Origin of the sequence: Campylobacter concisus (assembly GCF_002912895.1) — a bacterium.
In the GTDB taxonomy this organism is placed as follows: domain Bacteria; phylum Campylobacterota; class Campylobacteria; order Campylobacterales; family Campylobacteraceae; genus Campylobacter_A; species Campylobacter_A concisus_G.
The window spans coordinates 62120-83281 of the sequence record NZ_POZX01000065.1 but is presented as its reverse complement, the minus strand read 5'-3'; the positions used below and the strand labels follow the sequence as shown (position 1 = coordinate 83281).

At 37.5% G+C, this 21162-nt stretch carries 24 protein-coding genes and 1 tRNA gene; 23 read left to right on the top strand and 2 right to left on the bottom strand.

Features of this window, described 5'->3' with window-relative positions:
• Positions 1-316: 316 nt before the first annotated feature.
• Positions 317-715 (top strand): DUF2809 domain-containing protein, encoded by a 399-nt coding sequence (locus CYP51_RS07965; protein WP_258032827.1) that lies wholly within the window; start codon positions 317-319, stop codon positions 713-715.
• 75 nt (positions 716-790) lie between these two features.
• Here the strand turns inward: CYP51_RS07965 and polA are convergent, their stop codons facing one another.
• Entirely contained in the window at positions 791-3427 is a 2637-nt protein-coding gene (gene polA, locus CYP51_RS07960) for a DNA polymerase I (RefSeq protein ID WP_103625030.1), read from the bottom strand.
• 118 nt (positions 3428-3545) lie between these two features.
• On the opposite strand from polA, the gene CYP51_RS07955 reads away from it, so the two are divergent.
• From CYP51_RS07955 to CYP51_RS07925, 7 genes are all read left to right on the top strand, one after another.
• Positions 3546-4589: a glycosyltransferase family 4 protein gene (locus tag CYP51_RS07955; protein WP_103625029.1), complete on the top strand. Its 1044-nt coding sequence runs from the start codon at positions 3546-3548 to the stop codon at positions 4587-4589.
• On the top strand, positions 4586-5530 hold the full coding sequence (waaF, locus tag CYP51_RS07950) for a lipopolysaccharide heptosyltransferase II (RefSeq protein WP_103625028.1): 945 nt from the start codon (positions 4586-4588) through the stop codon (positions 5528-5530). Before CYP51_RS07955 ends, waaF begins: the two co-directional genes overlap by 4 nt.
• 135 nt (positions 5531-5665) lie before the next feature.
• Entirely contained in the window at positions 5666-6094 is a 429-nt protein-coding gene (gene exbB, locus CYP51_RS07945; protein WP_054196205.1) for a TonB-system energizer ExbB, read from the top strand.
• Positions 6081-6464 carry a TonB system transport protein ExbD gene (gene exbD / locus CYP51_RS07940; RefSeq protein ID WP_103625027.1) on the top strand — a complete coding sequence of 128 codons (384 nt, stop codon included), beginning with the start codon at positions 6081-6083 and terminating at the stop codon, positions 6462-6464. The genes exbB and exbD overlap by 14 nt, the downstream gene beginning before the upstream one ends.
• On the top strand, positions 6439-7215 hold the full coding sequence (locus CYP51_RS07935; RefSeq protein WP_103625026.1) for an energy transducer TonB: 777 nt from the start codon (positions 6439-6441) through the stop codon (positions 7213-7215). Before exbD ends, CYP51_RS07935 begins: the two co-directional genes overlap by 26 nt.
• A 158-nt stretch (positions 7216-7373) precedes the next feature.
• Positions 7374-7449: transfer RNA gene (locus CYP51_RS07930), tRNA-Phe, on the top strand.
• Positions 7450-7783: 334 nt separating this feature from the next.
• Positions 7784-9451 (top strand): anaerobic C4-dicarboxylate transporter, encoded by a 1668-nt coding sequence (locus CYP51_RS07925; RefSeq protein WP_103580387.1) that lies wholly within the window; start codon positions 7784-7786, stop codon positions 9449-9451.
• 53 nt (positions 9452-9504) lie between these two features.
• Here the strand turns inward: CYP51_RS07925 and flhB are convergent, their stop codons facing one another.
• A complete protein-coding gene (gene flhB, locus CYP51_RS07920; RefSeq protein WP_103625034.1) occupies positions 9505-10578 on the bottom strand; it encodes a flagellar biosynthesis protein FlhB in 1074 nt (357 codons plus the stop codon).
• 132 nt (positions 10579-10710) lie between these two features.
• Between flhB and CYP51_RS10090 the strand changes: the two genes are divergently transcribed.
• The 15 genes from CYP51_RS10090 to atpA all read left to right on the top strand — a co-directional run bounded on the left by CYP51_RS10090 (position 10711) and on the right by atpA (position 21161).
• Positions 10711-10923: a hypothetical protein gene (locus tag CYP51_RS10090; protein WP_258032826.1), complete on the top strand. Its 213-nt coding sequence runs from the start codon at positions 10711-10713 to the stop codon at positions 10921-10923.
• Positions 10904-11674 carry a hypothetical protein gene (locus CYP51_RS07915; RefSeq protein ID WP_258032825.1) on the top strand — a complete coding sequence of 257 codons (771 nt, stop codon included), beginning with the start codon at positions 10904-10906 and terminating at the stop codon, positions 11672-11674. Before CYP51_RS10090 ends, CYP51_RS07915 begins: the two co-directional genes overlap by 20 nt.
• A 108-nt stretch (positions 11675-11782) precedes the next feature.
• Positions 11783-12097: a 50S ribosomal protein L21 gene (rplU, locus tag CYP51_RS07910; protein WP_103625025.1), complete on the top strand. Its 315-nt coding sequence runs from the start codon at positions 11783-11785 to the stop codon at positions 12095-12097.
• Positions 12098-12108: 11 nt separating this feature from the next.
• On the top strand, positions 12109-12366 hold the full coding sequence (gene rpmA, locus CYP51_RS07905) for a 50S ribosomal protein L27 (RefSeq protein WP_002942569.1): 258 nt from the start codon (positions 12109-12111) through the stop codon (positions 12364-12366).
• Between the two features lie 225 nt (positions 12367-12591).
• Positions 12592-13650 (top strand): GTPase ObgE, encoded by a 1059-nt coding sequence (obgE, locus tag CYP51_RS07900; protein ID WP_103625024.1) that lies wholly within the window; start codon positions 12592-12594, stop codon positions 13648-13650.
• Between the two features lie 46 nt (positions 13651-13696).
• Positions 13697-14032 carry a GDP-mannose dehydrogenase gene (locus CYP51_RS07895; protein WP_103625023.1) on the top strand — a complete coding sequence of 112 codons (336 nt, stop codon included), beginning with the start codon at positions 13697-13699 and terminating at the stop codon, positions 14030-14032.
• Between the two features lie 16 nt (positions 14033-14048).
• A complete protein-coding gene (gene fmt, locus CYP51_RS07890; protein ID WP_103625022.1) occupies positions 14049-14954 on the top strand; it encodes a methionyl-tRNA formyltransferase in 906 nt (301 codons plus the stop codon).
• Between the two features lie 24 nt (positions 14955-14978).
• Positions 14979-15767, top strand: coding sequence for a bifunctional hydroxymethylpyrimidine kinase/phosphomethylpyrimidine kinase (gene thiD / locus CYP51_RS07885; protein WP_103625021.1), 789 nt, complete (start codon positions 14979-14981; stop codon positions 15765-15767).
• A gap of 1 nt (position 15768) precedes the next feature.
• The gene (locus CYP51_RS07880; RefSeq protein WP_103625020.1) at positions 15769-16404 is read left to right on the top strand and encodes a biotin--[acetyl-CoA-carboxylase] ligase; all 636 of its coding nucleotides are present in this window, start codon (positions 15769-15771) and stop codon (positions 16402-16404) included.
• Positions 16401-17183: a ParA family protein gene (locus CYP51_RS07875; RefSeq protein ID WP_021090449.1), complete on the top strand. Its 783-nt coding sequence runs from the start codon at positions 16401-16403 to the stop codon at positions 17181-17183. Before CYP51_RS07880 ends, CYP51_RS07875 begins: the two co-directional genes overlap by 4 nt.
• Positions 17184-17198: 15 nt before the next feature.
• A complete protein-coding gene (locus tag CYP51_RS07870) occupies positions 17199-18059 on the top strand; it encodes a ParB/RepB/Spo0J family partition protein (RefSeq protein ID WP_103625019.1) in 861 nt (286 codons plus the stop codon).
• A 95-nt stretch (positions 18060-18154) separates the two neighbouring features.
• Positions 18155-18577 (top strand): FoF1 ATP synthase subunit B', encoded by a 423-nt coding sequence (locus tag CYP51_RS07865; RefSeq protein WP_103625018.1) that lies wholly within the window; start codon positions 18155-18157, stop codon positions 18575-18577.
• A 9-nt stretch (positions 18578-18586) separates the two neighbouring features.
• Complete coding sequence (locus CYP51_RS07860) at positions 18587-19099, top strand: F0F1 ATP synthase subunit B (RefSeq protein WP_103625017.1); 513 nt, start codon at positions 18587-18589, stop codon at positions 19097-19099.
• A complete protein-coding gene (locus tag CYP51_RS07855; protein ID WP_103625016.1) occupies positions 19099-19629 on the top strand; it encodes a F0F1 ATP synthase subunit delta in 531 nt (176 codons plus the stop codon). Before CYP51_RS07860 ends, CYP51_RS07855 begins: the two co-directional genes overlap by 1 nt.
• A gap of 14 nt (positions 19630-19643) precedes the next feature.
• On the top strand, positions 19644-21161 hold the full coding sequence (gene atpA, locus CYP51_RS07850; protein WP_103625015.1) for a F0F1 ATP synthase subunit alpha: 1518 nt from the start codon (positions 19644-19646) through the stop codon (positions 21159-21161).
• Position 21162 lies beyond the last annotated feature (1 nt).

Sequence of the window (21162 nt, the reverse complement as noted above, 5' to 3'; positions counted from 1 at the left end):
ATTTTGATTGATATTTCTTGTCAAAGAATTTTAAAAATAAGAAATTTTCTTTATTTGGCAATATTGCTATTATCTATTATAATTCATGAAGTAGCCGGGTTTTGGCTATTTCAAGTAAAACCTAATGGAATGTTCTTTTTAACGAGCATAAGGTAGAAGTTATAAATACATTTGTGGGCGAAAAATATATCCAGCACAATCCTGGCTTTAAAGATGGTATGGATATCATTTCTAATTTGTAAAAAAAGTAAAATTTTCAAATAAGTAAAAAATGCAAGTAAAGCGAAAAATATACAAATCTTTTCAATACGAGAAAATGAGACATAGCTTGCGAGCTAGATTGCCCTTTTTAGTCGTAGCAATCGTGATTTTAGCAATCGAAATTTATATCGCAGCTTTTGTTAAAGGTGGCTTTGTACGTCATTATTTGGGTGATGTGTTAGTTACGGTGATGCTTTACGCATTTGGACGAGCCGTGTTTAAAACCGCACCAAAAATTTTAGCGTTTGAAATATTTGCTTTCTCACTATTTATAGAAATTTTACAATACTTTAAAGTACTTGAAATTTTAGATATTCATAATTTAATAATACGCATAGTCTTTGGCGGAACATTTGACGTTAGCGACATCGTATGTTACGCGTTGGGCTGCTTGCTGGCTTATTTGGCTGATGCCATTTGCTTTTTACAAAAGTATAAAAATTCAAAGATGTAGCGATAAACTACTACTTTATTTTTAAGTATAAAGCAGGAGCTAATCATATTAAAAGCTCCAGCAAAATTTATCCGTTTATTTTAGCTCACCCCAGTTTTTAGCGATATTTAGCGATGTTTTAAGTGGCACATTTAGCGTGTAAATTTCCTCCATCGTCTTTTGCGTCGCCTTGCCAAATTCCTGCGCAAATTCGTCTTTTACTTCAAAAATCAGCTCGTCGTGGATCTGAAGCAACATTTTTGCATTTTCATCTAAATTTGCTCTAACTTTTACCATCGCCATCTTGACTAGATCTGCCGCAGAGCCTTGAAAGACCGTATTTACCGCCTCACGCTCAAACATGGCTATTTGCATAGGTGTGGCACTTTTAAAGTCAAAATAGCGTCTTCTGCCAAGAAGTGTTTGCACAAAGCCGTCATTTTTAGCTGAAATTTTTATGCTCTCCAAAAACTCCTTGATCGTCTCAAACGCCTTAAAATAGCGCTCTATATACTCTTTTGCCTCGGCTCTTGTGATATTTACTTGATTTGCCAGCTTGCTTGAGCCCATGCCGTAAATGAGGCCAAAATTTATACTCTTTGCCACGGCTCTATTTTGCCCGTCACTGCTACCAAATATGCTAATAGCCGTCCTTGCGTGGATATCCTCGTCATTTTTAAACGCCTCAAGCAGCGCAGGATCACGGCTAAAGTGAGCTAGCAGCCTAAGCTCGATCTGGCTGTAGTCAAGCCCCACAAAACTATACCCTTCGCGCGCCTCAAAGCACTCTCTAACATCCTTTGCGAGGCTGCCACGAGCTGGGATATTTTGTAAATTTGGATTTTTACTTGAAAGCCTGCCAGTACTCGTGCCAGTTTGTAAAAAGCTCGTGTAAATTCGTGAGCCCTCATCCTTTTTCGCAAGCGCTAAAAGCGGCTCGCAGTAGGTGCTTTGCAGTTTATATAGCTCCCTATAGGTTAAAATTTTCTCAATCACTGGATGAGCGTCTATGAGCTCAGCAAGCACGCTCTCATCAGTGCTGTATCCTGTTTTTGTCTTCTTTTTGGTTGGAAGCTTTAAGTGCTCAAAAAGTATTACGCCAAGCTGCTTGACTGAATTTATGTTGAAATTTTCGCCGCTTAGCTCGTAAATTTCACTTGTTAGCGCCTTTAGTTTGGTATCGTTTTCAAGGATGAGCTTTTGCATTTTAGCTTCGTTTATCTTGATGCCGTTTTGCTCCATGTCAAAGAGCGTGAGGATAAAAGGAAACTCGTGCGTATCGGCAAGGGCTAGTAAATTTTTATCAAGCGTATTTAAAAAAGTTTTATAAAATTTAAGCGTTATCCAAGCGTCCTCACTCGCGTATTTGGCTACATTTTCTAGAGGCACATCGCCAAAAGTTTGCCCCTTTTTGACCACATCTTCAAATTTTATCGTGTCGTAGTCATAGAGCCTCTTTGCCAGTGCGTCCATGCCGACACTTGAGTTTGGATCGCTAAGCCAAGCAAGTATCATCGTGTCTTTAAAATTTGCTGGGGGATTAAGTCCAAGGTTGTTTTTCACGATCTCAAAGTCGTACTTTAAATTTTGCCCGATCACGCAGCCTTTATAAATTTGCCCTACCGCCCAAGTGGCAAATTTTAGGTCTATTTGCTTTGGCGCGCCTAGGTAGTTGTGGGCTACTGGCACGTAGTAGGCGTCCTCATCGTTAAAGCAAAAGCTAAATCCAACGATCTTTGCACTCCTGCTATCAACGCCTGTGGTTTCGGTGTCGAAGGCGACGATGGTCTCTGGCGTGACGTCTGATAAGAGCTTTTCTATGCTAGCCTCATTAAGGAGTAAATTTGCTCTAAAGCCAAGCTTAAATTCAGCATTTTCCTCTTTTTGCAAGCTCTTAAGAAGCCTATTTAGATCGTACTCTTTTAAAATTTCTGAGATGTTTATCAAAGGATTTTGCTCTGGAAATTTGGACTGCTCTAGATCAAGCGAAGTGATCGCGTCATCAAAGAGCGTGGCTAGTTTTTTGCTCAAAAATGCCTCGTCCCTTGCAGCTGCTAGCATATTTTTGGTGCGCTCGTTTCTAAGAAGGGCTAAATTTTCATAAATTCCCTCTAAGCTACCATACTCGGCCAAAAGCTTCTTAGCTCCCACTGTACCGATACCTTTGACACCTGGGATGTTGTCCGAGCTATCGCCTGCGATCGCTAGAAAGTCCCTTACTTGTGCTGGATAAACTCCATACTTTTCAAAGCAGCTTGCACTATCATGATCGATCTTGCTTTGCGGGCTGTAGATGCTCACTTTGCCGTCCTCTATGAGCTGGTAAAGGTCTTTATCATGGGTGACTATTCGCACAAATATATCTTTGTCTTTACAAAATTTAACCGCACTTGCGATGATGTCATCGGCCTCGTAGCCCTCGCGGCTAAGGCTGTAAAGTCCCATTTTTTCTATCATATCTATGCAAACTGGAAGCTGTTCTTTTAGCTGAGCTGGTGGCTCGTTTCTGTTTGCTTTGTAATCACCTAAAATTTCGTGACGTAAGGTCTTGCCTTTGCTATCAAGTGCGAAGATAAGGTAGTCGCTTTGATACTCATCCTTAAGGCTTGCTATAAAATTTGCAAAGCCGCTCACCATTCCGCTTGGTTTGCCATCTCTGTTTTTAAGTCCGCTCATGGCGTAGTAGAGCCTAAAAAAGAAACCAAAAGTGTCAATAATCGTAAGTGTTTTCATTTTTATCCTTTGTGTAATTTTATGAAATTTAGGCAAAAAATAGGCTGATTTATAAAAATTTTTGATATTATGGCAGGCATTACAAATAAAAAATCACAAGAATAAAAAGCTTAAGGTCATGAAAAAAATAGTTTTTTTACGTATCAATCCAAATGCAGTCGGTGGTGCCGAACGCTATTTAAGAAGGCTTACCAAAGCCCTAAAAGACGTAGGTATAGACACATCTATACGCTCATATCTAGGAGAGGCTAGGATCTCGTCATGGAAAAAGGCTTTGAGATTTAACGCACAAGTAAAACGCCAAAAACAAAGCGATGAGGTATATTTTAGCTTGGAGCGAGTGAGCTGCGCAGATATTTATAGAGCAGGGGACGGCGTGCATAAAATTTATCGTGCCACAAAGCCATTTTGGTGGGTTAATCCTTTAAATTTTGTCTATCCATATCTAGAAAAACGCTGCTTTAAAAATTCTAAAAAGATAATCGCAAATTCAAACTACATAAGAGAGCAAATCATTTCAGCTTACGGTATCGATGAGTCAAAAATAGTTACCATTTACAACGGTATAAATTTACCGCAAAAAGTGGAAAAGGGTGAAGCAAAACTTAGCGTATGCGAAGAATTTGGACTCGATTACAATTTACCAATTGTGCTTTTTGTCGGAAATGGCTTTAAAAGAAAAGGAGCAAAGGACTTTTTGCTTCTTGTCTCAAAGCTAAAAACGCCAGTAAATGCACTAATAGTAGGCAAAGATAAAAATTTAAATTCATATAAGAAGCTAGCAAAAAAGCTAAAGATAAAGGCATTTTTTACAGGTGAGCAAAAAATGACTGCAAAATTTTATGAAGCAAGTGATATTTTTATATTTCCAACGCACTATGAACCATTTTCAAATGTCGTCCTAGAGGCGCTTAGCTTTAAAAATATTGTCTTTACAACCGCTCAAAACGGAGCAGCTGAAATTTTAGAAAATCGTTTTATCATGCGTGAACCAAACGATGAGAGCATACTGGAGCTAGTGGAGCAGGTGCTTAATGATAATGAGATGATGAGAGAGCTGCAAGAGAAGTCATTTTTACTTTCACAAAAATTTAGTATAGAAGAAAATGCAAGCAAAACTCTTGAAATCATAAACGAAGTGCTAAATTTGGAGCAAAAGTGAGAGTTTTTATAGAGCTTCCGACTTGGCTTGGAGATGCTGTGATGGCGAGTGCAGCGATAGAAAATTTAAGTAAAAATGCTAAAAATATTGTATTTTTTGGCTCTTATGTTGCCTGTGAGCTTTATAAGTCACATCCAAAGTGCGAAAAAATATTCATTGACGATAGTAAAAAGCAAAACTCAAGATATTTAAGTCTTATAAAAACGGCTAGAAAGCTTGGAAAATTTGATATCGCTATTAGTTTTAGAAGCTCATTTGCTAGTAAATTTTTGCTTTTTTTTCTAAAGGCAAAGCAAAAATTTTGCTTTAAAAAGAGTGGTGAAGGCTTGCATCAGGTACAAAAATATCTAAAATTTGTACAGCAAAGCCTAAATTTAAAAGAAATTTCAAGTGAACTAAAAATTTATTATGAAGCCAAAAAAAGCGAGCAAAAACTTCTCGTGCTAAATCCAGGTGCTAGCTACGGAAGTGCCAAAAGGTGGTATCCGCACTATTTTGCAGAGGTTGCACTGCATTTTAAAGATGAATTTGATGTAAAGATCACTGGCTCAAAAGCCGAGCTTGAAATTTGCAATGAAATCGAGCAAATGCTCTTACAAAATGGTATGAAATGTGAAAATTTAGCCGGAAAAACAAGCATAAAAGAGCTTTGTGAGGTTATAGGCTCTATAAAAAATGGTATCTTTTTGACAAACGATAGTGGTCCTATGCATATCGCAGCTGCTTATAAAGTGCCACTTGTGGCTCTTTTTGGACCGACTAAATTTAAAGAGACCAGCCCATGGCAAGATGAGAGTGCAAAGATAGTGCATTTAAATTTAGAGTGTATGCCATGCATGAAGCGAGTGTGTCCTATAAAAACACATGCCTGTATGAAGGAGCTTACGCCAAAAATAGTCATTACTGAAATAGAGCTGCTAAGAAAAAAATTAAATTTTTGAAATTCTAAACATAATTAAATATATACATACAAAATTAAAAATTTTAGTTTTTATTTGATTACATTTTTACTAAATATTTGACATTGGTTATCAATATAGCTATAATCACGCAAAAATTTTTACTAAGAAGGTATTATGGAGCTAATTAAACATCACATTGATCATGTAATTATTGCGATTTTAGGCATTATGAGTTTTTTTGTACTTTGGTATACGATTGAGCGTATTATTTTTTATTCACGCGTTGATATAAAAGGCTACAAAAGTATCGAATCGCTTGAAGAGGCACTAACCAAAAATTTAACCACACTTTACATTATCTACTCAAATGCACCATATGTAGGACTTCTTGGTACAGTTGCTGGAATTATGATCACATTTTATGATATGGGTATGGCAGGCGGAATCGATACTAAAAGCATAATGGTCGGTCTCTCTCTTGCGCTAAAAGCAACTGCTTTTGGACTACTTGTGGCGATACCAACTTTGATGATTTACAATGGTTTTGTTAGGAAAGTAGATGTAATGCTAAATAGATACAAGGCTGAAAATGCGTCTAAATAAAAAGGATGGGTTAAATATTGTCCCATTTATTGATATTATGCTTGTTTTACTTGCTATCGTGCTTAGTATTTCGACTTTTATTGCTCAAGGCAAGATAGCTATTGATCTTCCAAGTGCAAACAGTGCTGAGCAAAGCAAAGAGGATGATAAAAAGGTAAGCGTAGTAATTGATAAGGATAATAAATTTTTTATAGATGATGTAGAAATTTCTGAGAACGAACTCAAAGATAAGCTAAATGCGGTTAATATAAAGACATTGATCGAACTAAAAAGCGATAAAAATTCGAAATTTGATAGCTTTGTTAAAGTAATTGATATATTAAAAGAGAAGGGCCACGAAAATTTTGCAATCCAAACAATCTCTGAATAAAATTTCAAATTACAGCGGCTTAGCTGTTTCGCTTGTGGTGCATGGAGCAGCAGTATATTTTTTGCTTTCACATAATTTTGATGAGATAAAAATAGGTGAGCAAAAACCGATAAAAATAGCTCTTAATTCATTTACTCCAGTGCCACAAGTCTCAGCACCTCAAATAGCGGAGCAAATGCTTATCCCAGAGCCAACTCCACCAGCTCCACCGCCACCACCAGAGCCACCAAAACCTGAGCCAAAGCCAGAACCAAAACCTGAACCTAAAAAGGTGGAGAAACCAAAGCGTGAAATAAAAAAGGTAGAGCCTAAAAAAGAGAAAAAAATAGAGCCTAAGCCTGAACCGATAATTGCTCAGCCAGTGCAGCCTATTGTACCGCCAGCTAGTGTAAATACAAATTTGCCAGCCAATAACAAGTCTATCGCTGCAGCTCCAGCTCAAAATATAACACCTGAGCTAAATTTATCAAATTCACAAGGTGATGAAGATTTTACGAAGGTTATAATCGCAGTTAGGAGGCATAAAAGTTACCCAAATAATGCTAGACGTATGAAACATCAAGGAGTTGTAGAAGTTAGGTTTTTGCTCAAGCAAGACGGCAGCATAGATGAACTTAAAGTTAGTAAAAGCTCTGGTTTTGAGTCGCTTGATAATGGTGCTTTAGAAAATATTCAAAGAGCAAGCTCTGAGTTTCCAAAGCCTAAACAAGATCGTTATCTGCGCTTTCCTATTTCATATACACTAAAATAAATTACAAGCTTATTTAAGCCCGTAATTTATTTGCTTTGTAGAATTTCTTTTATATTTCAAGTCAAAATAGAAAAACATAGCTTATTTTATTTAAAAAGTGTGTATTTTAAACTTGCTTTAAATATTAAGCATGTATAATCTGACTTTCTTTAACGAGTGGTTGGATAGCTCAGTCGGTAGAGCAGCAGACTGAAAATCTGCGTGTCGGCAGTTCGATTCTGCCTCTAACCACCATTAACCTTTCCTTAAACATCAATCATTTTTTCCTTGGTTCTATTAAATTTCGTATTTATAAGACTTCTAGGTTATTTATAAAATTTAAATAAATTTTTATTATTAATAAATTTAAAATATAACAATGCTATTTTCATTTTATATATTCTAAGACAAATAATATCTTCAAGATCAAATAAAAAATTTGTAAGAGATAATCTTATAAATTTTATCCTAAATAAGCCTTCTTAATCAAAATGTTATATTTGTATCAAATCATCCTTAAAATATAAGTTTAATCTAAATCCATAAGAGATATAATCTTGATTAAATTTATATTAACTTAGGAGGTTTCATGGATTTTCTCATGAATTTAAGTGAAGGCATGCAGTTTGCTATCCAGCTTCTCATCGTCCTTATCTGTTTGTTCTACGGAGCTAAAAAAGGCGGTATCGCGCTTGGTATGCTAGGCGGTATTGGTCTTATAGTCCTCGTTTTTGGATTTAATATCGAGCCTGGTAAGCCAGCTATTGATGTTATGCTAACTATCCTTGCTGTCGTTGTAGCAAGTGCTACGCTTCAAGCTAGTGGTGGTCTTGATGTTATGCTTCAAATAGCAGAAACCATACTTAGAAAAAATCCAAAATATGTAAGTATCTTGGCTCCATTTGTAACATGTACGCTTACTATTTTATGCGGTACTGGACACGTTGTTTATACTGTGCTTCCTATCGTTTATGATATTGCTATCAAAAATGGTATCCGCCCAGAGCGACCAATGGCAGCAAGCTCAATAGCTTCACAAATGGGCATCATAGCAAGTCCAGTTTCAGTTGCTGTTGTAACTCTTACAAGCTTTCTTATTAATGCTAAAACTCACTTAGCTGGTTTTGATGGGTATTTAGATCTTTTAAAGATTACGATTCCATCAACATTTTGTGGCGTTTTGGTGGTAGGAATTTTTAGCTGGTTTAGAGGTAAAGATCTTGATAAAGACGAAGTCTTTCAAACAAAGCTTCAAGATCCTGAGTTTAAAAAATATGTTTATGGCGATAGTGCGACACTTTTAGGCAAAAAGCTTCCTGGCTATCAGTGGGCTGCAATGTGGATATTTTTAGGTTCTATCCTTGTAGTTGCACTTCTTGGATATTTTAAAGATCTTCGCCCAAGCTGGACTACTTACAAAGATGCAACAGTCGTTCAAGTAATAGCCAACCTCCCGACTGAACAAAAAGTCTTAAAAACCTTAAAAATAAAAGATGCTAGCATCCAAACAGAGGCGGCTGAGCTAAAAGTAGCAAACGATAAGCTAAATGCTAACCAAAAAGCTCAATCAGTCAAAATCATCGGCAAAGATGCAAATCAAACTCTTACTCGTACGGCTGATGGTGCAGTAACATATATAAATGAAAAAGGCGCAAAAGAAGAATTTCAAGGTGCTTACATCAATATAAGCAACAAACAAGCATCTTCAAAGAGCTTAAGCATGGTTCATGTTATCCAAATTTTCATGCTTTTAACTGGCGCTATCATTTTAATCTTTACACCAACAGATGCTAGCAAGATCGGTAAAAACGAGATATTTAGATCAGGCATGATCGCTCTTGTTGCAGTATTTGGTATCTCTTGGATGGCTGAGACTATGTTTGCAGTGCATACTCCGATGATGAAAGAGGCGCTAGGAAGCATCGTAAAAGAGCACCCTTGGACTTATGCGGTTATGCTTTTGATTATCTCAAAATTTGTAAATTCTCAAGCTGCAGCCTTGGTTGCGTTTGTGCCATTAGCTTTAAATATCGATGTTAATCCTGCTATCATTCTAGCTTTTGCGCCAGCTTGCTACGGATACTACATCCTGCCAACATATCCAAGCGACCTTGCAGCTATTCAGTTTGATAGAAGCGGTACGACACATATTGGTAAATTTGTTATCAATCACAGCTTTATCATTCCGGGTCTTATTGGTGTTATATCCTCTTGTATATTTGGCTATATTTTTGCAACTGCTTTTGGATATCTATAATAGATAAATTCTCTCTTGCTGCTAGTAATTTCTAGCGGCAAGAGCAGAATTTATCAAAGCTTATCTTTAAATTTTTGTTTATTGCTCATATAAACGAAGCTTAGCACTTCGGCCACGGCTCTAAAAAGATGTGCTGGTATCGTATCATCGACTTCACAAATTTTATAAAGCTCTCTTGCGAGTGGTGGGTTTTCATAAATTTGCACACCATTTTCAACTGCTATTTTTTTGATTTGCAATGCTAAAAAATCAACACCTTTGGCAAGTATTATCGGCGCCTCATCGCGACTTTTATCATATCTTATCGCCACGGCGTAGTGAGTAGGGTTTGTGATGACTACGTCAGCTTGTGGGATATTTTGCATCATTCGACGCTTGGCTGCACGCATTTGTGCTTGACGAATTCTGCCTTTTACCTGCGGATCTCCTTCCATTTGTTTATACTCATCTTTTATCTCTTGCTTGCTCATACGAAGGTCCTTAAAATATTGAAAACGCACGATGAGAAGGTCGATAAGGCCGACCACAAAAAGTATAAAAAGCATGACACTAACAAGAATAATGAGCTTTTCTTTTAGCCAAGCAAGCTGATCAAACATAGAAAAAAAGAGCGTGTGCGGAAGCTCTTTGATAAACTGCAAGAAAAAATAAAATCCAACACCAAAGACGATACTAACTTTTAGCACGATCTTAATGCTGTCTATCACTTTTTTCATCGAGAATAAATTTTTTAACCCTTTTAGTGGATTTATCTTGCCAAAATTTGGCATTATAGGCTTTGTGGTAAAGATAAATCCAAACTGCATTACATTTGCAATGACACCAGCGATCGCCACACAGATACAAACTGGAAGTATCATAAGAAGTGACCTTGCAAAGGTATTTACAACGATCATTTTTATAGTTGGCAAGGTCAGTGGCTGACCGATAAATTTTGAATAGTATATATAAAGTGAGATGATCTGTTCTTTCATAAAATTTAGCATCGAAAGTAGTACGCCAATAGCGATGACAAGGGTCACGAACCCAGCTAGATCCTGACTTTTGGGGACGTTGCCGTCTTTTTTGGCATCTTCTATCTTTTTGGGGGTCGCTTCTTCGGTTTTTTCCTGATCTTCGCCTGCCATCTTTATCCTGAGCTTGCTTAAATTTGGGGCGATTATAGCCAAAATGCGGTTAAACTATCCGCTAAAGCCACCTTTTGCACGTGAAAAATTAGGCCTTTTTGGCTAAAATTAGCAAAAAGAAGGAGACACAAAATGTCATTTTTAGAAGGCTTATTTAACATTTTTAGAGCCAAAAAACCATCAAAAAGCGATGAAGAGCTACTTTTAGACGAGTATGCTATGATTTACGCCGAGATAAAAGAGAAAAATTTAAACGAATACGACTTTTTGCGTGAGCTCATACGATTACTCTCTTTTTTAAGAGCTAGATGCTACGACATTTGCCTTGAAAAAGTACCTAGCTGATGGCGACGCTGAGGCGCTAAATGATCTTATTTTTCAATACGCTAAGCTAAATTTACTCCCAGGATGTAGCGGCGGATACGATCAGTGTGAGAGACTAATACTGGCATTTTTTGCTATCGCTTGTGGTGACACAGATAGTATGGCAAGCATCTTTCCAAAAGGTCTGCCACCTAGCAAAAACGGTTATAAATTTCTATGCGTGATGCATGATCTGCTCACTGCGATGCTTTGGCAAGATGAAAATTTACTCGCCCCTGCTCTTGAAAAAGCTCGCACCTTTGCAGAGTCCAAAAAGCCAGCAAATGAAAGAGAAGCGGTTAAATTTGTGCTTGCCTTACATGAAAAAGATACGACCGCTATGAGCGAGCATTTGCAGAAATTTTGCTCCACATTTGGCAGGACAGATGTGCCTAAATTTGAAAAAAGGCTTTATATTTTCGCACACGGACTTCACGCCTTAGCGCGCTACTTTTTGCCATTTAATCTTTTTAAGGAGATAAAGCTTCCAAAGAATGAAAATTTTAGTAAATTTTACGCGCAAAGGCTCTTTCAAGACAAAATTCCTAAGCTAAAACTTTACCTTACTTTACCGCCTGAGTTTGAACTGATAAATGTGATTTTAAATGCGCCAGTAGTCAAAACACTGATATATCAGCCATATTTGCCAAATGATAAGACATTTTTTCTGGATCACGATGCGATGATTAAAAATTTAGCCGATGAGATCATAAAATCAGGGGCATTAAAGTAAAATTTATAAACTTTTAGCTAACATTCACATCTTACAACCAACAAAGCTCCATAAATCTTTTGCAAAAAAAGTGCTTTTTGGTCTTACCAAATTTTAGAAAGGTAGAGTATGTCAAAATACGCTATATTTAAGCATGGCGGTAAGCAATATCGTGTTAGCGAGGGCGAGTACCTTAAGCTAGATCACTTTAGTGCTGAAACTAAATCAACCGTTGAGATTACAGAAGTTTTGGCTGTAAATGACGGCGAAGTAAAGGTAGGTGCGCCATTTGTGAAGGGTGCAAAAGTTGTTCTTGAGGTCGTTAATGAAGGTAAAGACAAAAAAGTAGTTATCTACAAAAAACGCAGACGTAAAGACTCAAAACTAAAACGCGGCTTTAGAAGACAATTTACACGTGTAAAAGTCGTAAGTATCGCAGCTTAAGGAGATAAGATATGGCACACAAAAAAGGTCAAGGTTCAACCCAAAATAACCGTGATAGTATCGGACGCCGATTAGGTGTTAAAAAATTTGGTGGTGAGTTCGTTCGTGCTGGAAATATAATCATCCGCCAAAGAGGAACAGCAACTCACGCTGGAAATAACGTAGGTCTTGGCAAAGACCACACAATTTTTGCATTAGTCGATGGCTTTGTAAAATTTGAAAGACTTGATAAAAACAGAAAAAAAGTATCTGTTTATCCAGCTGCATAATCTCAGGGGCAATCGCCCCCTTTCTTTCTTAAAATTATTCAAAAATCAAAATTTTTATTTAGTGTTTAGAATTTTTCAAATAGCTATTTGAGAGAAATTTTAAATCAACCATAACTTTATATTTTAGGCTTCATACTGATTATCTTTGCTTTATTTTAGACAAGATATTACGATTTAATTTCAGTAAAGTTGGATATAATCCAAATAAAAAATTTAAGGTAAAAAATGTTTATAGATAGTGCAAGATTGACTCTAAGTTCGGGGCATGGTGGAGCTGGAGCTGTGAGTTTTCGCCGTGAAAAACACGTCATTTTAGGTGGTCCTGATGGCGGAGATGGCGGAGATGGCGGAGATGTTTATTTTGTTTGTGACAACAATACCCATACTTTAGCAAATTATAAGGGTAAAAGAGCCATGAAAGCTGGCAATGGTGAAGCTGGCATGGGTAAGCGAATGACTGGCAAAAAGGGCGAAAATTTAGAACTCATAGTCCCTCCTGGCACAGCTGTTTATGACGCACAGACAAATGAACTACTCTGCGATATAGTTAGCGAGGGCCAAAAGACGCTATTTTTAAAGGGCGGTAAAGGCGGACTCGGAAATTTTCACTTTAAAAGCTCTATCAATCAAGCTCCAGAATACGCACAAAAAGGCATGCCTGAAGAGAGTATTGAAGTAAGGCTCGAGTTAAAGCTTATTGCTGATGTTGGTTTGGTGGGCTTTCCAAATGTTGGTAAATCAACTCTTATTTCAACAGTATCAAATGCCAAACCACAGATCGCAAACTACGAATTTACCACGCTTACGCCAAAGCTCGGACTTGTCGAGGTTGATGAGTTTAGCGGTTTTGTAATGGCTGATATCCCTGGCATCATTGAAGGAGCTAGCGACGGACGCGGCCTTGGCGTGCAGTTTTTAAAGCATATCGAGAGAAATAAAATTTTGCTTTTCATGATAGATAGTGCGAATTACAGAAGCATGAGTGAGCAGTTTAGCGTGCTAAAAGAGGAGGTGGCTAAATTTTCAAGCGTACTTGCTAGCAGGGACTATGCTATCGCTGTTACCAGAGTCGATGCGGCTGAAAATTTAGATGAAAATATAAATGAATTTATGAAAAGCATAAATTTAGAGCCAAATCAAGATGGTAAATTTGTCTATAAGCAAGATATTTACAGCTTTGACGCAAAAAAACCATACTTTGTTTTGTCGATCTCGTCAGCGACAAACGAGAACATTGACGAGCTTAAATTTGCACTGCTTGAGCTACTAAAAAAAGAGCTTTGAGTTGCGAATTTTTGGCACTTTGAGCATAGAAATTTAAGAAGATAAAATGAAGAAAGTTTTTTGCATTATGTTATTTTGCCTTGGTGCATATAGCTGTGATCCAGCGGATCCAATATATATGTTTTTGGATTTTAATGACAATAATCGCGACGGCACGCTAAATTTAGATGAGTGGACGTCCTGCAAAGTGCCATCAGCGCTAAAAATAGCACCAGATCTATGCACTAGTGAGGAATTTAAGAGGCTGGATCTTGATCGTAGTGGCAAAATTAGCATTAATGAGCTAGGAAGTTTGATATTTCAAAAGATTGACTGGCAGGAAGATCCATGCGCCTCTTGGCTGACTGGCAGTAAAAACGTAGATCAAAATAAAAGTCGTTGAAATTTAAAGGAAAGTGATGAATGTAGTTTTTATGGGGACGCCTGATTATGCCGTTAGGATACTTAGGCACCTAAAAGAAGCTGGCTTTAATATAAAAGCGGTCTTTACCCAGCCTGATAAGCCAGTTGGTAGAAAGCAAATTTTAACCCCAAGCGAGGTGAAAATTTACGCACAAAATGAGCTAGCAGGCGTGCCAGTCCTTACACCAAATACGCTAAAAGATGAGGCGGTTGTTGCCGAGCTAAAGGCATTTGAACCTAAATTTATCGTAGTGGCAGCTTATGGTAAAATTTTGCCTGGGAGTGTGCTTGAGGTGGCAACTTGTATAAATTTACACGCTTCAATCTTGCCAAAATATAGAGGTGCAAGCCCTATACAAAGCGCGATCCTAGCAGGCGAGAAGCAAACTGGCGTGACTGCAATGCTAATGGACGCTGGCCTTGATACTGGCGATATGCTGGACTTCATCTACACTCCTTGCGAGAGTAAGATGTCAAGCGAGCTTTTTAGTGAGCTAGGCGAGCTTGGCGGCGAGCTAATCGTAAAAGTGCTAAGAAATTTTGAAAATTTAAAGCCACAAAAGCAAGATGAGAGCAAGGCCACGCACTGCAAAAAGATAAGTAAAAGCGACGGGCTTTTTAGCTTTGATGAAGATGCGGGGCAAATTTATAATAAATTTCGTGCGCTCACACCTTGGCCAGGGATTTATTTGGCAAGTGGACTAAAAATTTTGTCGCTTGAGCTAAGCGACAAAAGTGGCAAAAGTGGAGAAATTTTAAGCATAGAAAAAGATCACGCTGTGGTTGCTTGCAAGGGTGGCGCGGTCAAAATTTACGAGCTTCAAGAGCCAAGTAAAAAGCCAACAAACGCAAAAGCATATATAAATGGTAAGCGTCTTAGTGTTGGCGACAAGATAGAGTAATAATCAAATTTAATAGGAGAAAATATGAAAAATGCACTAAGTATAGCAGGTGTTGATCCAAGCGGTGGAGCTGGAGTTTTAGCTGACATAAAGGTCTTTATAGCACACGGAGTATATGCGATGGGAGCGATCACGGCGGTCACTGCTCAAAATACAAAGGGTATCTTTGGCATGCAGCTAGTTGAACCAAAGCTCATCGAGGATCAGATCAAGGCGATATTTGATGATATAAGAGTTGATGTGATAAAAATAGGCGTTGTCCCAAGTGTCGAGATCATCAAAAGCGTCGCAAAAACATTAAGAGAGATCAAAAATTTACCGCCAGTCGTGCTTGATCCTGTAATGAGCTGTAAAAATGGCGACATCTGGCTAGAGGGTGCTGCAAAAGATGCGATCGTGGAGGAGCTTTTTCTGCTTGCGAGCGTGATCACGCCAAATATCTTTGAAGCTCGCGAAATTTTAAAGCGTGAGCTAAAAGGCGAGAGTGAGCTAAAAGAGGCTTGTAAGGAGCTTTTGAAATTTGGCACAAAGAGTGTCTATCTAAAATGTGGCGAGCTTGACGGCAAGTCGCTTGATATATTTTATGATGGCAGTGAATATGAAATTTTTAGCGATGAGCGCATAAAAACGACCGCTACTCACGGCTCAGGCTGCTCGCTATCAAGCGCGATCGCTTCAAATTTAGCAAATGGACATAGTCTAAAAGAAAGTGTAAAAAATGCGCATGATTATATCTTTAACGCTATCAAAAACGCGGTTATCATCGGTGGCGGACAAAATCCGGTAAATCACTTCTATAAATTTAAGGTGTGATTTGAAAGTAGAGTTTTTTCAAAGTCTGCCTTCGACACAGGAATTTTTGATAGACGCCCTAAAAAACGGCGAAATAAAAGCTCCGTATATGGTCGTGGCGTATAATCAAACAAAAGGGGTCGGCAGCCGCGGCAACAGCTGGGAAGGGCTTGGCGGAAATTTGTTTATGTCATTTTGCATAGGCGAAGATGAGCTGCCAAGCGACATACCTCCGCCATCGATCTCGATATATTTTTCTATGTTGATGCGTGAAGTCCTGAGCGAACTTGGCTCAAAGTGCTGGCTAAAATGGCCAAATGATTTTTACATAGATGACCGCAAGATAGGCGGCACTTTGACAAATAAAGTGGATGAAATTTACATTTGCGGTATGGGGATAAATTTAGCTAGTGCGCCCGAAAAAGCGGGCGTTTTAGATATCAAAACTAGCGTAGATGAGCTAGTTTGGGGCTTTGTTAGCATGCTTGATAAAAAGATTTTATGGAAGCCAATTTTTAGCAAATTTAGGATAGACTTTTGCAAGTCAAAAAGTTTTATTACGCATATTGCAAATAGAGCTGTTTCGCTTCAGGATGCTGAAATTTGCGATGATGGAGCGATCTTACTAAATGGGGAAAAGGTATATTCTTTAAGATGAGCGAGATAATAACAATAGCTAATCAAAAAGGCGGCGTTGGCAAGACCACAACAGCCGTAAATTTAGCCGCATCACTGGCGGTTGCTGAGAAAAAAGTATTATTAATAGATATCGATCCACAGGCAAATGCGACAACTGGACTTGGTTTTAGCAGAAGTGACTATGAGTTTAACATTTATCACGTCTTAACAGATAGAAAAAAGCTCTCGCAAATCGTATTAAAAACTGAGATCCCAACACTTTTTTTGGCTCCGTCAAATATAGGGCTTGTCGGTATTGAACAAGAATTTAACGATCAAAATAAGGACTATAAACTGATCCTTAAAAATAAAATTTCAGAAGTTGTAAACGACTATGATTTTATCATCATCGATAGTCCTCCAGCACTTGGTAGCATTACGATAAATGCTCTTAGTGCAAGTGATAGTGTTATCATCCCGATTCAATGTGAATTTTACGCACTTGAAGGCTTAGCTCAAATTTTAAATACGGTTAAGATTATTAAGAAGACGATAAATCCAAAGCTAAATATAAAGGGATTTTTACCGACCATGTTTAGTTCGCAAAATAATCTCTCAAAAGAGACAATTGCAAATTTAAAGCAGCATTTTGAAAATAAGCTCTTTAAGAGTAAGGACAGCAAAGAGGAATTTGTGGTCGTTCCAAGAAATGTGAAACTTGCTGAAAGCCCAAGTTTTGGCAAGCCAGTGATACTTTATGATATAAAATCGCCTGGCTCAATTGCGTATCAAAATTTGGCATATTGTATTTTAAACTAAAAAATAAGGAAAAAAATGGCTAAAAAAGGTGGATTAGGGCGAGGACTTAGTGCGATACTTGAAGATGTAGAGCAAGCCTACAGTAAAGAGATCGCAAATTTAAATGACTCTGAGATAGTCGAAGAGATAAATATAGATGAAATTTTACCAAACCCATACCAGCCAAGAACACATTTTGACGAGGAAGCTTTAAAAGAGCTAAGTGCCAGCATCAAAAGGCACGGATTGATCCAGCCAATAATCGTCATCAAAAAAGATGATGGCTACATGCTAATAGCTGGTGAGCGCAGATACCGCGCCACAAAGTTGCTTGGAGCAAGCAAGATAAAGGCGATCATCGCTGATATCAAGTCTCAAAATTTAAGAGAGCTTGCGCTTATCGAAAATATTCAGCGTGAAAATTTAAACCCAATCGAACTTGCAAAGTCGTATAAAGAGCTCATAAATGAGTATAAGATCACACAAGACGGCTTGGCAAATATCATTCATAAAAGTAGAACACAAATAACAAATACGATGAGGCTTTTACTTCTTAGTGATTATACGCAAAAACTTCTACAAGAAGACAAGCTCACACAAGGCCACGCTAAAGTTATAGTTGGGCTTAGCACTGAAGAAGAAAAGATGGTTGTTGATACGATCATTGGTCAAAAGCTAAGCGTTAGAGACACAGAAATTTTAGTAAAAAAGATAAAAAATAAGGAAGAGATAAAAACCAAAAAGCCAAAAATTTCTGAGGAAATGAGCAAAAAACTATCAAATTTACAAGAAATTTTTAAAAATTTAAAGATAAAGACAAAAGTAAAATCTAGCAATCTAGTTTTAGAATTTAATAATATTTCACAGGTAGAAGAATTTATTGCTAGGCTAAAATAGAATTACAAATTTATTTTTATTTTTAGTAATTTATTGTAAAATCAGACTTTAATTTGAATATTAAATAAAACTTAATGATAAAATAAGGAGAGTGGATGTTAGAAATAGATGTGCCATTGATGCTTTTAACGGCTGTCGTTTTCTTGGTATTGATCGCTATTTTGAATTCCTTGCTTTATAAGCCAATGCTCAAATTCATAGATGCCAGAAATGCCTCTATAAAAAATGATGAAGAGAGTACTAGTAAAAATGCAAGTGATCTAAGTGTTCATGAAAAAGAGATTGAAGAGATTATATTAAACGCAAGGACTGAGGCTAATAAAATAAGGCAAGAAGCCTTAAATTTGGCAAAAGAAGAGTCTTTAAAAGAAGTAAATGCTGTAAAAACTAGTTTAGAGGCTGATTACAATGAATTTTTAAAAGCTCTAAGATCTCAAAAAGATAACTTAAAGGCAGATATATCAGCTAAACTACCTGAACTTAGAGCGGCTTTAAATGCCAAGCTCTCTAAAATTTAAAGGAATTTTATGAAGATAAAAATTTTATTTTTTCTAGCACTTCCATTTCTAGCTTATGCTAGTGGGCATGGTGGAACAAATTACGATATAGTAGAGAGAACGCTAAACTTCTTACTTTTCTTTGCTATTTTGGTATATTTTGCAGCTAAGCCACTAAAAGCTCTTTATCAAAGCAGAATTGACAGGATCGCAAATAAGCTTGAAAGTATCCAAGAGAAGCTCCGCGATTCTAAAGCCAAAAAAGATGATGCTCTAAAACGTGTTGAGGAAGCTAAACAAAATGCAAATTCCTTAATCGAAACTGCTAAAAAAGAGGCTTTAAATTTAGCTGCTAAGGTTAAAAGCGATGCTCAAAATAATATAGCAAATCTTCAAAAGAGCTACAAAGAGCAAAAAGAATTTGAAGAGCGCAAGATGACAAAAGGCGTTGTAAATGAAATTTTGAGCGACATTTTCTCAAGCGATAGCCTAAAAGTCGATCAAAAAGAGCTTGTAAATATCATACTTAAAAAGGTTAGCTAATGAATGAAGTAGTAGCTAAAAAATACGTAAAAGCGATCTTAAGCGATGTAAAATCCAATGAACTTAATGCATTTGTTGAAAATTTATCAGAGCTAGCTGCTACTTTTGCTAGCGATAAATTTAAAAGCATTATAAGTTTGCCTACTTTAAAGGCTTCACAAAAGGTTGATTTTGTACTATCTTTGGTTAAAAATCAAGATGCTAAATTTGCAAATTTTATTAAACTTCTTGGCGCAAACAAAAGACTGGAGCTTATCCCAGCGATCTTAAACGAGATGAAGATAGAGCAATCTTTGCTTGAAAATACATATCGTGGCGAGGTTATTGGAAATTTTGACCTAAGCGCTGAGCAGCTGAAAGCTTTGGAAGAGAATTTCTCTAAGAAATTTAACTCTAAGATCAAGCTTGATGGCTCAAAGAGCGATTACAACGGCGTAAAAGTTGAGTTAGACGATTTAGGTGTCGAGGTAAATTTCTCTATCGATAGACTAAAAAGTCAAATGAGTGAATATATATTAAAAGCAATTTAAAAAGGAGTGAAAGAGTGAGTGCAAAAATTAAAGCTGACGAAATTAGCACGATAATCAAAGAGCGTATTGAAAATTTTGATTTAAGTGTTGATGTAGAAGAGACCGGTAAAGTCATCTCAGTCGCTGATGGCGTTGCTAACGTTTATGGTTTGAAAAACGTTATGGCTGGTGAGATGGTTGAGTTTGAAAGCGGCGAAAAGGGTATGGCTCTTAACCTTGAAGAGAGCAGTGTTGGTATAGTTATCCTTGGAAAAACTAGCGGTATCACAGAAGGAAGCTCTGTAAAAAGACTAAAAAAACTTCTACGTGTGCCAGTTGGCGACGCATTGATCGGCCGTGTTGTAAATTCACTAGGTGAGCCAATCGACGCAAAAGGCCCGGTTGAAGCTACCGAATCTCGCTTTGTTGAAGAAAAAGCAAAAGGTATCATGGCTAGAAAGAGTGTTCACGAGCCACTTCAAACAGGTATTAAAGCGATCGATGCACTTGTGCCAATCGGTAGAGGACAAAGAGAACTAATCATCGGCGACCGCCAAACTGGAAAAACAACAGTTGCTATCGATACTATCATAAACCAAAAGGGTCAAGATGTTATTTGTATCTATGTAGCTATCGGTCAAAAACAATCAACCGTTGCTCAAGTCGTTAAAAAACTTGAAGAGTACGGCGCTATGGACTATACGATAGTTGTAAATGCTGGCGCTAGTGATGCAGCTGCTCTTCAATACCTTGCTCCTTATGCTGGTGTAACAATGGGTGAATATTTTAGAGATAACTCTCGCCACGCATTAATCATCTATGATGACTTGTCAAAACATGCGGTTGCTTACCGCGAGATGTCTTTGATCTTAAGAAGACCACCAGGCCGTGAAGCTTACCCAGGCGACGTTTTCTATCTTCACTCAAGACTTCTAGAAAGAGCAAGTAAGCTAAATGACGCACTAGGTGCTGGATCTTTAACGGCTCTGCCTATTATCGAGACTCAAGCGGGTGACGTTTCAGCTTATATTCCAACAAACGTTATTTCTATTACAGATGGTCAAATTTTCCTTGAAAGTGACCTATTTAACTCAGGTATTCGCCCAGCGATCAACGTTGGTCTTTCTGTTTCTCGTGTTGGTGGTGCAGCTCAGATCAAAGCTATCAAACAAGTTTCTGGCACACTAAGACTAGACCTTGCTCAGTATCGCGAACTACAAGCGTTTGCTCAATTTGCAAGCGACCTTGATGAGAGCTCCAGAAAACAACTAGAGCGTGGTCAGAAGATGGTTGAAGTACTAAAACAACCTCCATATTCTCCACTTCCAGTTGAGAATCAAGTAGTTATAATATTTGCTGGTGCTAAGGGTTATTTAGATGATGTTGCAACTGCAAATGTAACAAAATTTGAGGCTGAGCTATATCCATATATTGAGGCAAAATACCCTGAAATTTTTGAGCAAATCAGAACTAAAAAGGTTCTTGATAAAGAAGTAGAAGAAATTTTACATAAAGCGTTGAAAGATTTTAAAGCGACTTTTGCCGCTAACTAGG

Excerpts from the sequence above, each read along its gene's own strand:
- CYP51_RS07855 (WP_103625016.1), top strand. The coding sequence starts at position 19,099 with ATGAATGAAGTAGTAGCTAAAAAATACGTAAAAGCGATCTTAAGCGAT.
- rplU (WP_103625025.1), top strand. The coding sequence starts at position 11,783 with ATGTCAAAATACGCTATATTTAAGCATGGCGGTAAGCAATATCGTGTT.
- CYP51_RS10090 (WP_258032826.1), top strand. The coding sequence starts at position 10,711 with ATGTCATTTTTAGAAGGCTTATTTAACATTTTTAGAGCCAAAAAACCA.
- CYP51_RS07965 (WP_258032827.1), top strand. The coding sequence starts at position 317 with ATGAGACATAGCTTGCGAGCTAGATTGCCCTTTTTAGTCGTAGCAATC.
- CYP51_RS07860 (WP_103625017.1), top strand. The coding sequence starts at position 18,587 with ATGAAGATAAAAATTTTATTTTTTCTAGCACTTCCATTTCTAGCTTAT.
- rpmA (WP_002942569.1), top strand. The coding sequence starts at position 12,109 with ATGGCACACAAAAAAGGTCAAGGTTCAACCCAAAATAACCGTGATAGT.
- exbB (WP_054196205.1), top strand. The coding sequence starts at position 5,666 with ATGGAGCTAATTAAACATCACATTGATCATGTAATTATTGCGATTTTA.
- polA (WP_103625030.1), bottom strand. The coding sequence starts at position 3,427 with ATGAAAACACTTACGATTATTGACACTTTTGGTTTCTTTTTTAGGCTC.
- thiD (WP_103625021.1), top strand. The coding sequence starts at position 14,979 with ATGAAAAATGCACTAAGTATAGCAGGTGTTGATCCAAGCGGTGGAGCT.
- flhB (WP_103625034.1), bottom strand. The coding sequence starts at position 10,578 with ATGGCAGGCGAAGATCAGGAAAAAACCGAAGAAGCGACCCCCAAAAAG.
- CYP51_RS07875 (WP_021090449.1), top strand. The coding sequence starts at position 16,401 with ATGAGCGAGATAATAACAATAGCTAATCAAAAAGGCGGCGTTGGCAAG.
- CYP51_RS07895 (WP_103625023.1), top strand. The coding sequence starts at position 13,697 with ATGAAGAAAGTTTTTTGCATTATGTTATTTTGCCTTGGTGCATATAGC.
- CYP51_RS07870 (WP_103625019.1), top strand. The coding sequence starts at position 17,199 with ATGGCTAAAAAAGGTGGATTAGGGCGAGGACTTAGTGCGATACTTGAA.
- exbD (WP_103625027.1), top strand. The coding sequence starts at position 6,081 with ATGCGTCTAAATAAAAAGGATGGGTTAAATATTGTCCCATTTATTGAT.
- obgE (WP_103625024.1), top strand. The coding sequence starts at position 12,592 with ATGTTTATAGATAGTGCAAGATTGACTCTAAGTTCGGGGCATGGTGGA.
- CYP51_RS07925 (WP_103580387.1), top strand. The coding sequence starts at position 7,784 with ATGGATTTTCTCATGAATTTAAGTGAAGGCATGCAGTTTGCTATCCAG.
- CYP51_RS07865 (WP_103625018.1), top strand. The coding sequence starts at position 18,155 with ATGTTAGAAATAGATGTGCCATTGATGCTTTTAACGGCTGTCGTTTTC.
- CYP51_RS07955 (WP_103625029.1), top strand. The coding sequence starts at position 3,546 with ATGAAAAAAATAGTTTTTTTACGTATCAATCCAAATGCAGTCGGTGGT.
- fmt (WP_103625022.1), top strand. The coding sequence starts at position 14,049 with ATGAATGTAGTTTTTATGGGGACGCCTGATTATGCCGTTAGGATACTT.